This window comes from Dactylosporangium darangshiense, from assembly GCF_039537565.1.
In the GTDB taxonomy this organism is placed as follows: Bacteria; Actinomycetota; Actinomycetes; order Mycobacteriales; family Micromonosporaceae; genus Dactylosporangium; species Dactylosporangium darangshiense.
The window spans coordinates 1-12,638 of record NZ_BAABAT010000045.1 but is presented as its reverse complement, the minus strand read 5'-3'; the positions used below and the strand labels follow the sequence as shown (position 1 = coordinate 12,638).

Below are 12,638 nucleotides of genomic sequence, written 5' to 3'. Positions count from 1 at the left end.
GTCCCTCAACGGACATGCCGACGACGACGCGCACGAATGCCGACCATCGATTCCCGGCCGCGCGGCAGCGCCTCGCCGAACGACGTCGCGATTATGCGGCCCGAGAGGGCAGCGTAACCCTTTCCGGGGGAACCTGGTCCAGGATGACTTTCTGCAGTTCGCGCAGCTCGACGCCCGGTTCAATGCCAAGCTCATCGGCGAGCTTGCGCCGGATGAACGCGAAGTTCTGCAGTGCCTCGGCCTGCCGCCCACACCGGTACAAACCGAGCATCAGTTGCGCTCGGAACGACTCATGAAATGGATACAATGACACTATCTTCAGAAGCTCAGGAATAATCTTCCGGGTGTTTCCGAGCGCCATCTCGGCGGCGAACAACTCCTCGTAGGCGGCGACGCGCTCGCTTTCCAGGAATCGCCCTTCCTGGTGGAGCAGATTGCCGGGAACGCCGGACAACGCGTTGCCCCGCCACAGCGAGAGCGCCGCGCGCAGGCAGGCGACCGCGGCCGGGGCGTCGCCGCCGTCCAGCGCGGCGCGCGCCTCGATGACCAGCGCCCGGAAGCCGCCGAGGTCGGTGCTCGACTCGTCGAGGTGCAGGGTGTATCCCAGGACGCCGGTGGTCAGCTTCACGCCGGGTATCGGCCGCATGATCTGGCGCAGCCGGTAGATGTAGGACGGCAGCGTCGAGTGCGCGGCCGCCGGTGGCTTGCCGTCCCAGACGTAGCGATTCAGGTGCTCGACGGACACCTCGCGATTAGGGTCCAGCAGCAGCGTCGCCAGCACCGCGCGCTGCTTGAGCGCGGTCACGGGGACGACGGTGCCCGCCACCCGTATCTCGAAAGGTCCCAGAATATAGAAGTGCATGGCATACCCCCGCATTGCCAAGAAAGCTTACCGCTCCGATCTTTCGGACAGAAAATCCGATTCGGACCGAAGTGTCGACCGCGCCGACCGGACAAGCACGGCGTGCAACAGCCGACCAGTCCATTAATCCTCCATGAGACTACCAGACGGCCGCGTCAATCGGAATAGGCATGAATCAATCACGGTTGGTGACGGCCCGGTCACGTTGTCATTTATCGTCCTAGATCGGACATTGATGGATCTTGAAAAAGGCGTTTATGACACCGAAAGTGCAGCATTGACGCTGGTCGCGCTCGAAAACGGAACACACCAGGACCATGTTCGATGCTTCGAGCAACTTTCCAGTTGACACACAGCCGCCGTGCACCAGTCGCGGAGGTTCATCGGAGACAAGTTGTCGGTGGCCGAACGAATGAACCGTGGGCGGCCGAACGATGTCAGATGCTCAGCATCGAGCAGGCCCAGTGCATCCCGCTGCCGGTGCTCATGAGCGCGACGACGTCGCCGGCGGCGAGGTCGCCCCGCGCCAGATGCCGCTCCAGGCAGAAGATCTGGTCCGCGGCGCCGAAGTGGCCGTGGTCGAGCGCGAGCTCCTGGTTCGTCAGCTCCAGCGGGATCCCGAGCTCGGCGGCCAGCTCGGCGAACGTCGCGCGGTTGTCGTTGAGGTACACGACCCTGGCAACATCGTCGATCGTCGTGCCGATCCGGTCGCAGGCGCGCTCCAGCACGGTGCGGTTGCGCGCCTGCACCGTCGTCGCGAACCGGTATGCCGCCCGGCCGTCGCCACCGAAGAACTCCTCCAGGCGATCCGCCAGCCCGGCCACGGCGGGCCGGTCCGGCTCGGCCGCGGTGAACGGCCGCGCGGTACCGCCGACGTCCATCTTCATGAAGCCGGCGTACCGGCCGTCGGAGATGACCTCGGTCGCGAGCCACCGGCGGTCCGGGTGATCCCGCACGAGGACCGCGGCGGCGGCGCCGTCGGAGCTGATCGACGTGCCGGTCCCGGCGCGGTCCCAGTACGGCTCGCACACCCGGTTAGCGGCCACGATCACCGCCGTGCGGTAGTCCGGGTGGGTGGCGAACTTGCCGGCGACGGTGTCGAAGGCGAGGACGCCGGCGCTGCACGCCTGCCCCATCAGGACCGCCTCGGCCCGGTGCGCGCCCAGCCGGGCCTGCACCGCGGCGGCGACGTCCCAGTAGAGGTACTCGGCGAGATCGGTGATCGCGACCACGAGCAGATCGACGCGGCCGGGTTCCACCCCGGCATTGGCCAGCGCGGCCGACGCGGCGGCGGTCGCGAGGTCGGTGAGGCCGACGCCGTCGTCGGCGCGGTACAGCCGGCGGTAGCCCTTTGCCGCGAGGGCCCGGCGCGCCGCGTCGGAGGCGTCCGGCCCCAGCAGCTCCTCGACGCTCATCGCCCGGCCGAGCTCGTGGGCCAGGCCGAGGATGCCGAACGTGCTCATGCCCCGCGCGCCACGGCGGACCGTCGCATCCCGCTCAGCCCGTCCGTTGCAGGAAGTCGAGGATCGCCGCGTTGACCTCGTCGGGGCGTTCGAGGTAGCCGAAGTGCCCGGCCGAGGCGATCCGCACGAGATCGCAGTCGGGAATGGCATCGGCGACCTCGGCGCCCAGGTGCGGCGGCGTCACGAGATCATCGGCAAACGCGATGACCCGGCACGGCGCGGTCACCCCGCGCAGCGCCTCGCGGCGGTCGTCGATGAGGTCCGCCCACTCCTGAGCGACGGCGGCGGTCTGTTGCCGGTCGGCCCGGCGGAACGACTCCAGCCACAGCGAGGCCGCCGCGTCGTCGTCGAGAGTGGCCGGGGACAGCATGACCAGAGCCGTGACGACCGCCGCGTAGTCGGCCGGCAGCTTGACATCGCTGTCGGCCAACGCCTGAAACGCCTTGCTGTACGCCGACCGGGTGGCATCCGAGCGCCCCTTCGTCGCCATGAGCACGGCGGAGCGGACCAGGTGCGGGGCGGTGATCGCCAGTTCCTGCGCGATCAGCGCCCCCATCGAGACGCCGATCAGCCGGCACGGCCCCGCGCCGAGGGCCTCGATGAGCCCTCTCGTGTCGGCCACCATGTCCGCCAGCGAGTACCGTCCCGGCGGGGTGTCCGACGGCGGGATGCCGCGGCTGTCAAACGTGACGGCCTGGAACCCCGCCTGGACCAGCGCCGGGGTCTGATACAGGGTCCACGCGCTCCCGCCGGCGCCGGAGCCCATGATGAGCAGCACCATCTCGCCCCGCCCGTGGCGCTGATAGCACAGCCGGATGCCGTTGGTGAAGGCAAAGGCCACGAACGTTATGCCGCGTGCTCGCCGTCGAGCGCCATGCGCAGACTCTTCGGGCGCATGTCGGTCCAGTGCTCCTCGATGTAGGCGTCGCACTCCGCCTTGGAGGCGTTGACGCCCGTCTCGTTCCATCCGCCCGGGACCGGCAGGTCGGCGGGCCAGATCGAGTACTGCTCCTCGTGGTTGATGACGACCTTGAACCGCGCATCGGGATTCTCGAAGTCGTATGACGTGGTACGCACCGCGCTCACTCTCCTAATCTGACCCTGTGACCGGCGCCGGACCCACTACCAGCGCCACTCCTGCTGACCGAGGAGGTGTCCGGCCTTGACGCCGTTGTCCGCGCACCAGGACAGGAACACCTCCACCTGCTTGAGCTGGTACGAGCTCTCGGTGTAGCTCGTCGCCATGACGTGACCGAGCCAGCTCTCCTCGCCCATGGCGTAGATGTACGCCTCGGCGGCGCCGAGCTCGGTGACGATTTCGGCGGCCTGGGCCGCGTTGGAGCCGGACAGCTTGCGCGAGTCGCTCATCCGCTTGGTGACCGGCTTCGTCAGCAGCGCCTGGTACAGCCAGGTCAGCGGGGCGCCGTCGCATTCCATGCCGAGGAACGCCATGTCGACCGTCCCGAGGTGGTTGCGCACATGGCGGTACAACAGCGGCTCGACGCCCGAGGAGTCGGCGCCGACGAACACGGACCGGCCGCCCAGCTCCACCCAGTACGTCGACTTGGCCCGGATGTCGAGATCCGCGTGCTCGCCGAGGAACGGCGTCGCCACGATGCGCCCGCCTTCGAAGCGGATCTCGTCGAAGTCATCGACGTCGATGACCGGCAGCCCGAGGTGCTCGACGTAGAGCTTCAGTGACGGGTCGGCCAGGTTGCCGCGCGAGGATCGGGGCACCACCACCGTGCCGACCCGGCCCCGCAGCTGCAGCAGGGTCTCCAGCACGATGTGGTCCTGGTGGCCGTGCGTGATGAGGACGAAGTCGAGGTGGTCGGGCAGGTCGTCGAGCGTGTACCGGCCGGCGGCGGAGCTGTCCGCGCTGATGAACGGGTCGGTCAGGATCGACACCTGCGGCGTCTGCAGGACCAGGCAGGCGTGCCCGAAGTAGCGCACCCGGGCGCCGGACTCGATGTGCCGGTCGGGCGCCAGGCCGCATTCGCCGGTCAGCAGGCCGGCCAGCCGCGCGGCCTGCCCTTCGTCGAGGTTCAGCGCCTCGCTGAGCCGGTCGGCGGTGGTGGGCCGGACCCGGGCCAGGAACAGCTCCTGCAGGCCGGGGTGGCGGAACGGCAGCTGCAGTTCGAGGACGTCGGGCGAGTCGAGGCGCGGCGTGCTGAGAATGAACGGCCGCTCGATGCCCGTCTCCAGTGACAGTTGGACCGACTGCCGGTCCTCGGTGTAGAGGCTGCTGCTGTACGCCAGCGGCTCGAGGAACCGCGCCGACGCCTGGTTGCTGGTGTCGTAGGCGATCTCGACCAGGCCGGCCGCCTCCCGCGGCAGCGCCGGATACAGCGGCGTCAGATCGAAGCCGGTCGCGCCCTGCCGGACGGCGTCCTCGCACTCGCCGACGGCGGCGGCGAACCGGAGCATCTCGGCGCGATCCCGCTTGATCGTGTCGAGCAGCGCGCGGATCTCGTCCCGCCGCGCCTCCTCGACGCCGACGAAGTAGCCGCCGCGCAGCTCCGGATTGGTGCTGGCGGCCACGTGCACGGCCGGCGACTGCAGGTAGGACTCGAGCAACGGCACCTGCAGGAAGGCGAGGTTCATCGCCGCCTGAATCGGCGAAACCGTGTACAGCCAGGCGTAGAAACGATCGACGAGTGGCTCGATGATCAAATTCGGCCGAATGAAACAGGCTCCATCTTCCACGTCGACTTTCCTCCACCTCGCACGATCTTCATTCCGGGCGGGACAGTCTGCGATCGTTGCAGAACTCCACATCGCCAACAAGGCCCGCAGCTGCCATTCCAGGACGGCTCCAGCGAGATTCCAGAGGCCGGTCGAGAATCGCGCCAGGGCCGTACAAGCGCCGCTCAGCACCCCCGCCAGGCGGTTGAAACGCGCGCCCGGAGGTCCGTACTATCCTGGGCACTGATCCAATTCGAGACCCTTTCCAATTGGTGTCCGTCATTTACCGAGCACGGAGTTCGCCGAGGCGCCACGACCGGGGTGGTGCACAACGCGCGGACAAGACGTCGGTCGACGGTGATGCAACGGTCGGGTGCCGCGGGCACGTGGGCGCCGGTGGATGGCGGTGCGCGACCGGCCCGTCGACCACACAGCACGACCAACGGGGGGAGTGCCGATGATCGACCCTGGACTGCTGCTGGCCGAACCGGCCGGCGGCCGTCGCCGGCGTCGGTTCCGCGCCGCCGCAGCGGCGATCCGGCTCGTCTGGCGCGCCGGGCCGCGCGAGTTCCTCATCCTCATCGCGGCCGACATCGCCATGGGCATCGGCACGTTCGTGCTCATCGTCCAGGCCCGCGACCTGCTGACGAAGCTCATCGACTCCGAGGCGGGCGCCAGGTCGGCCGGCGTGGCCCTCAACGTCGTCGTCTTCGTCGCCACGAACGTCGCGATCATCATCGCCCAGGCCGTCGTCACGAACCGCCGGACCCTGTTGCAGGAACGGGCCGGCATCCACGTGTGCAGCGAGATCCTGAAGGTCTCCTGCCTCGCCGAGCTGGACAACTTCGACGACGCCACGTTCCACGACAGGCTGCAGCGGGCCGCCGGCAGCGCATTGATGCGGCCGGCGCAGCTGGTGCAGAGCCTCGCCCAACAGGGGCAGAGCCTGTTCACCCTCATCGCCACCTGGATCGCCCTGGCGACCATCCAGCCCTGGATCGCGGTGTGCGTGCTCGTCGTCGTCGTTCCGGTCTGGATCGGCGGCACTCGTGGCGGCGAGCAGTACTACGGGTTCGTCCGCCAGACCACGCCGGTCGACCGCAGCCGCGGGTACATCTTCAACCTGCTCACCGGCCGCGAACCGGCGAAGGAGGTCCGGGCCTTCAACCTGGCCGAGCACCTGACGCGGCAATGGCGGACCATCATGGAGTTCCGCCTCGTCCGGATGCGGGCCATGCTCCGCAAGCAGCTGCGCGCGACCCTGATCTCCTCGGTCGGCACCAACCTCGTCGTGGTGGCCGCCGCCGGTGCCCTCATCCTGCTCAACCGGGCGGGCGTGCTGAGCCTCGCCGAGGTGGCCACCGTCGCCGGCGCCCTGCTGCTGTTCAGCCAGCGGCTGTCCGACTCCGTCGGATCGGCGAACCAGTTCTTCGAGTCGGCACCGCTCGTCGAGGATCTGCAGGACTTCCTCGCGCTCGAACCGAGCCTTCTCGAGCGCGGGCGGGGCGAGCGAGTCCAGCGCGACTTCTCGACGATCGACGTCGACGACGTCTCGTTCACGTATCGCGGGTCCGAACGCCCTGCCGTCGAGCACCTCTCGCTGACGATCCGCACCGGCGAGGTCGTCGCCCTGGTCGGCGAGAACGGGTCGGGCAAGACCACGCTGGCCAAGCTGCTCGCCGGGCTGTACACGCCGCGCGAGGGCAGTATCCGCGTCGACGGCGTCGACCTGCGCGAGATCGACACGAAGAACTGGCGCGAGAACGTGGCCGTGCTGTTCCAGGACTACCTCAAGTACGCCCTGAGCGCCAAGGAGAACATCCGGCTCGGCTCGACCGAGAAGCAGGTCGGGCTCGACGAGATTCGCGCGGCCGCCCGCGCGGCCGGCGCCGACGACTTCCTGCAGGCGCTGCCGTCCGGCTACGAGACGACCCTGTCGCCGCAGTTCAACCTGGGACAGGACCTGTCGCTCGGGCAGTGGCAGCGGGTCGCCCTCGCGCGGGCGTTCTTCCGCGACGCGCCGCTGGTCATCCTGGACGAGCCGAGCGCATCCCTGGACGCCCGCGCGGAACGCGCCATCTTCGACAGCGTCCGCGAGCTGTACACCGGCCGGACCGTCGTGCTCATCTCCCACCGCTTCTCCACCGTGCGGTCCGCGGACCGCATCATCGTCCTCGACCAGGGAAAGATCATCGAGCAGGGAACGCACACCGTGCTCATGGCCCAGCAGGGCCTCTACGCGGAGCTGTTCACACTGCAGGCGAGCGGGTTCCTCGACGGCCCGACGCCGGCCGATCCCGACGGCGAAGTGGCGCTGAGCACGGGCAGCGGCGCCGATGGCTGACCGGACCCGACCGGTCAGCCGGTCGACCGGCACCGGTGTCACCCAGCTGCTGGCCGCAGCGGCCGCCGAACGACCGGACGCGGCCGCGGTCGTCGCCGGCGACACGACGATCGACCGCGGCACCCTCGACGAACGCGCCAACCAGCTCGCCCACCTCCTGCGCGCCCGCGGCGTTCGCGGCGAGTCGGTGGTCGGGGTCTGCCTGCCGACCGGCGTCGACCTGGTGGTGGCGGTCCTCGCGGTGTGGAAGGCCGGCGGCGCCTGCCTGCCGCTGGACCCCGGCCATCCGGGCCGCCGGCGGCAGGCCCTGATCCGGTCCGCGAACGCGTCCGTCGTGATCGGCGCCGCGCCCGGCCCCGGCATCATCAGCCCTGACGACCCGGCCCTGGCGGCCGCGCCGAAGCACGCCGTGGACGCGCACCGCCCGGGCGAGCAGCTCGCCGCCGTGATACCCGTCTCTGGATCGGTCCTCGTGGAGGTGAGCGACGATGCGCTGCGGCACCGGCTGGCCGCCGTCCGGGCCGCCGGCCTCGCGGGCGCCGGCGACCGGGTACTGCGGATCGGCTCCCCCGCGCTCGAAACGGCACTGTGGGAGCTGGTGTGGCCGCTCGCGCTCGGCGCGTGCGTGGTGCTCGCGGCGCCCGCCCGGCACGCCGACATCGACCGGTTGACGAGCCTCATCGAGGAACAGCGAGTCACCGTCGCGCAATGCGTGCCGTCCTGGTTCCACCAGTTCGTCGGGCACGAATGGGTCGTACCCATGCGGCACCTGCGCCTGGTGGTGTGCCACGGCGACGCGCCGGCGCTCGACGACGTCGTCCGGTTCCACGCGCGGCATGCGACTGCGGCCGTCGTCGCCGGGCTCGGGCCGGCGGAGACCTCCGGGCCGATGGCGTATCAGCGGTACCGACGCCCCGGGGGCCAGGAATACCCGCGGCCGGCCGGTCAGACCCGGTGGCACGTCCTGGATCCGTTGCTGCGGCCCGTCCCCGAGGGCGCCGAGGGCGAGCTGTACGTGGCGGGCCCCCTGCTGGCGCGCGGCTACCGCGACGCCGCCGCCCTGACCGCGCAACGGTTCGTCGCCGACCCGGCCGCCGCGGACGGCGGACGGCTCTACCGCACCGGCGACCGGGTGCGGCGGCGGCCGGATGGCCTCGAGTACCTCGGCCCGATCCGCGAACGCGCGACCGTCCAGGGGTTCCGGATCGACCTCGCGGAGATCGAACGGGCGTTGACGGAGCACCCCGCGGTGGCCACGGCCGTGGTGACCGCCGACGCCGAGCCCGGATCCGGCCGCCTGATCGCATACATCAGCACTGACCCGGCGGACGATCCGCTGCCGCCGGACCGCGTGCTGCGCGCCCACCTGCGCCAGACGCTGCCGGACCACCTGCTGCCGTCGGCGTTCGTCGCCGCCGGCGGCGGATCCCGCCAGCCCAATCGGCCGGAGCCGTACGTCGCCGCGCGGACCCCCGACGAGGCCCTGCTGGCCGGCATCTGGGCGGAGGTCCTGGCCGTGCCGCGCGTCGGCGTCACCGACAACTACCTCGATCTCGGCGGCGACTCCATCCGTGCCATCCAGGTGGCCGCCCGGGCGCGCCGAGCCGGGTTCGACGTCCGGGCGGCGCAGGTGTTGCAGTACCAGAGCGTCGCCGAACTGGCGAGGGCCTGCGCACGCCGGCCCGATCCGGCCGAGGAGGCCGCGTTCCCGCTCACGCCGCTGCAGCTGGCCTTCGACCGCGGCGGATCGCGGCCCGCCAGCCGGTCGCTGCTGCTGAAGATCGGCCGGCCGGTCGATGCGGAGGTACTGGAGGCCGCGCTGGCGGCGCTGGTGCAGGTACATGCGGCGCTCCGCCTGGCCGCGGACACGCAGCCCGGCCGCCAGCGCTACGCCCCGATCCCGCCCGGCTGGCGCTGCCTGGTGACCCTGGATGGCGCCCCGCGGTTACAGGTGGTCGCGGAGGCGACGGCCGCGCACGCCGACGTCGGTACCGCCACCGGCCCCCGGCTGCGGGCCGTGCTGTTCGACGCCGACGACACCCGGTGGCTGCTGCTGGTGGCGCACCGCTTCGCCGTGGACCCGGCCTCCTGGACCATCCTGTGCGAAGACCTCGAGACCGCCTACGAGCAGGCCGAGCGCGGCGAGCCGATCCGGTTGACCGGCGCGACGGCCACGGTCGGCCGGTGGGCCCGGGCGCTGAGCGACCTGGGGCGGTCCGCCGACATCTCGGCGGAGGCGGACTTCTGGCGCTCGCCGGCCGGGAGCGTCGCGATCCCCCGCGACGATCCGGCCGCGGCCAACGACCTGTCCGCGACGCGGACCCTGCACCGGCGGCTCACCGCCGAGCAGACCGGCCGCCTGCGGCACGCCGTGCCCGCCGCCTACCGCACGACAACGGCCGAGGCGCTGCTGGCGCCGCTGATCCAGGTCATCGGCGACTGGGCCGGCGGCCCTGCTGTCACGGTCGATCTGCGCGGCCCCGGCCGGGCCGGTGTCGCCGGCGTCGACGTCTCCCGCACGCTGGGCTGGTTCACCACGGCCTTCCCGGTGACCGTGCCGTACAACGGGCCGAGCGAGCCGGGCGCGGTGCTGCGGCGGACGAAGGAGCGCGTGCGCCAGACGCCCCGCGACGGCCTCGGGTACGGCCTCCTCCGCGAGTACACCGGCGCGCTGGACGAACTGCCGCCGGCCGAGGTGTGCCTGACGTACGACTCCGAACCCGGGCCGGACCCCACCGGGGCACGCTTCCGGCCGGCGCCCGCGCCCGGCGACCTCGATCCCGCCCCCGCCGGCCCGCGCGCGCATCTGCTCGAGCTCACCTGCCGCGAGACCGCCGGGGTCCTGCACATGGCCTGGACGTACTGCACCCACGTGCACCGGCCGGCAACGGTCGAACGGCTCGCGCAACGCTACGCCACGGCCCTCGAGGAGCTGATCGAGCACTGCTCCCGGCCGGGCGCCGGCGGCCACACACCGTCGGACTTCCCGCTCGCCCGGCTCGACCAGTCGGCTCTCGATCTCGTCCAACGGCGCGTCGGTCGCATCTTCGGAGGTCAGTCATGACGGTGTTCCGCCCTACGGCCGACGACTCAGCCCAGGCCATCGAGGACATCTTTCCGCTCACGGCGGTGCAGCAGGGCATGCTGTTCCACACCAGGCTCGCCGCCGACCCGGGGATGTACTGGTCGCGGTACGAGCTGCTGCTGGAAGGCGAGCTCGACCTCGACGCGTTCCAACGGGCCTGCGCCTGGACCTTCGACCGGCACGCGATGCTGCGCAGCACGGTGGTCTGGGACGACGTCGCCGAACCCCTGTGGGTGGTGTCGCGGCGGGTGCTCGTACCCCTGGAGGTGCTGGACTGGTCTGCACTGGACGAGGCGGCGCAGGAGGAGTCGCGCACCGCGCTGCTCGCCGACGACTGGCGGCGGGGCGTCGAGTTCGACCGGCCGTCGCTGGTCCGCGCGACGCTGATCCGGCTCGCGCCGCACCGGCACCGGCTGCTGTGGTCCTTCCACCACATCGTCCTGGACGGCTGGAGCGTCCCGCTCGTGCTCAACGGGCTGCTGGACGCCTACCTCGCCTACCACCGCGGCACCGAGCCGACCGCGCCGCCGGCCCGGCCGTTCCGCGACTACGTGGCATGGTCGATGCAGCAGGATGCCGGCGCGGCCGAGGCGTTCTGGCGCGAGCGGCTGCACGGCTTCGGCGCCGCCACCTCGCTGCGGGCCGGCCCTGGGACCGACCTGCGCGGCAACCGCGTGTACGAGACGCGCCTGTCCGCCGACGCCACCGCCGAGCTCACGGCGTTCGCCCGCCGGCACCGGCTGACGCTGAACACCGTGGTCCAGGGCGCGTTCGCCCGGCTGCTGTCGGCGTACAGCGGCGAGGACGACGTGGTGTTCGGCGTCACCAGCTCCGGGCGCGGCGAGCAGCTCGACGACGTCGAGTCGATCGTCGGATCGCTGATCACCACGATTCCCGCCCGGATCGACGTCGACAGCGACGAGCCGGAGGTGGCCTGGCTGCAGCGGCTGCAGCGGGAGCAGATCGAGGCGCGTCGGTACGAGCACACCCCGCTGTCGCAGCTGGCGGGCTGGACCGCGGTACCGAACGGGCAGCCGCTGTTCACCGCGATCCTCGTCTTCGGCAACTACCCGAGGATCGCGCCCGGCGGCGACGGCGAACTGCGGATCGGCGAGGTCCGTTCGCGGTACCACAACAACTATCCGTTCACGTTGTCCGTCACGCCCGGGCCGGAACTGTCGATCGCCATCGACTACGACCAGGCCCGCTTCGAGCATGCCGCGATCGAACGGATCGCCGCCCACCTGACCGCGCTGCTGACGGGCTCGCCGGTGTCGTCGGTCGGCTGGGACGGACCGGTGGTCGAGTTGCCCGCGGTCAGCGGCGTGGACAGCCTGTTCCGGCAATGGGCAGCAGCAACCCCCGACGCGGTAGCAGTCGTCTGCGGCGAACAGTCCCTGACATACGCGGAGCTGGCCACAGCAGCAGACCAGCTGGCAACCCAACTCGTCACAGCCGGCGCCCAGCCAGGCGAGATCATCGGATTCCAGCTCGACCGCAGCGTCGACATCATCGTCGCCATCCTCGGAATCTGGCGCGCCGGCGGGATCTACCTCGCACTCGACCCCACATACCCACAACAACGACTGACCTTCATGATCACCGACAGCGGCGCCCGCCACATCATCGACAACACCTGGCTACACAACAACCACCCCAACAACACACAACTACCAGACGTCGACAAACTCGACCCCGGCCGCGCCGCATACCTGATCTACACCAGCGGAACAACCGGCATCCCGAAAGGCGTCCTCGGCACCCACCGAGGACTACTCAACCTGACCATCGGACTCCACCCCACCTACAACACCGGCCCCGGCGACACCACACTGCAATTCGCATCATTCAGCTTCGACGCCGCCGCCGCCGACCTCGCCCTCACCCTCACCACCGGCGCAACCCTCGCCATCGCCACCACCACCGAACGCACCGACCCCACCACCCTGACCCAACTCCTCCACCACCACCACATCCGCCACCTCAGCATCGCCCCCACCCTCCTCACCACCCTCGACCCCACCACCATCCCCACCAACAGCCACATCATCGTCGGATCCGAAACCCTCCCCCCCGACCTCGCCGCCACCTGGACCCCCCACCACACCCTGCACAACGCCTACGGCCCCACCGAAACCACCGTCTGCGCCACCACCGCCACCATCCCCACCACCACCACCCCCCCCCCCATCGGCCGAC

Annotated in this window: 8 protein-coding genes; 3 read left to right on the top strand and 5 right to left on the bottom strand. The window is 70.7% G+C overall.

From position 1 onward, the window contains the following. Positions 1-91: 91 nt before the first annotated feature. The 5 genes from ABD901_RS46455 to ABD901_RS46435 form a co-directional block, all read right to left on the bottom strand. Positions 92-805: an AfsR/SARP family transcriptional regulator gene (locus tag ABD901_RS46455; RefSeq protein ID WP_345138176.1), complete on the bottom strand. Its 714-nt coding sequence runs from the start codon at positions 803-805 to the stop codon at positions 92-94. A gap of 494 nt (positions 806-1,299) precedes the next feature. Continuing rightward, positions 1,300-2,325 (bottom strand): 3-oxoacyl-ACP synthase III family protein, encoded by a 1,026-nt coding sequence (locus tag ABD901_RS46450; protein ID WP_345138175.1) that lies wholly within the window; start codon positions 2,323-2,325, stop codon positions 1,300-1,302. A gap of 34 nt (positions 2,326-2,359) precedes the next feature. Beyond that, the gene (locus ABD901_RS46445) at positions 2,360-3,166 is read right to left on the bottom strand and encodes an alpha/beta fold hydrolase (protein ID WP_345138174.1); all 807 of its coding nucleotides are present in this window, start codon (positions 3,164-3,166) and stop codon (positions 2,360-2,362) included. Positions 3,167-3,171: 5 nt separating this feature from the next. Beyond that, positions 3,172-3,402, bottom strand: coding sequence for an MbtH family protein (locus ABD901_RS46440; protein WP_345138173.1), 231 nt, complete (start codon positions 3,400-3,402; stop codon positions 3,172-3,174). A 45-nt stretch (positions 3,403-3,447) separates the two neighbouring features. Further along, positions 3,448-4,998 carry an MBL fold metallo-hydrolase gene (locus ABD901_RS46435; protein WP_345138172.1) on the bottom strand — a complete coding sequence of 517 codons (1,551 nt, stop codon included), beginning with the start codon at positions 4,996-4,998 and terminating at the stop codon, positions 3,448-3,450. 469 nt (positions 4,999-5,467) lie between these two features. Here ABD901_RS46435 and ABD901_RS46430 point away from each other — a divergent pair, with 469 nt between their 5' ends. The 3 genes from ABD901_RS46430 to ABD901_RS46420 form a co-directional block, all read left to right on the top strand. Further along, entirely contained in the window at positions 5,468-7,354 is a 1,887-nt protein-coding gene (locus tag ABD901_RS46430) for an ABC transporter ATP-binding protein (protein WP_345138170.1), read from the top strand. Then, entirely contained in the window at positions 7,347-10,418 is a 3,072-nt protein-coding gene (locus ABD901_RS46425) for an AMP-binding protein (protein WP_345138168.1), read from the top strand. Before ABD901_RS46430 ends, ABD901_RS46425 begins: the two co-directional genes overlap by 8 nt. Further along, on the top strand, positions 10,415-12,638 hold a 2,224-nt coding region (locus tag ABD901_RS46420), incomplete at its 3' end, for a condensation domain-containing protein (protein ID WP_345138166.1). The genes ABD901_RS46425 and ABD901_RS46420, both read left to right, overlap by 4 nt.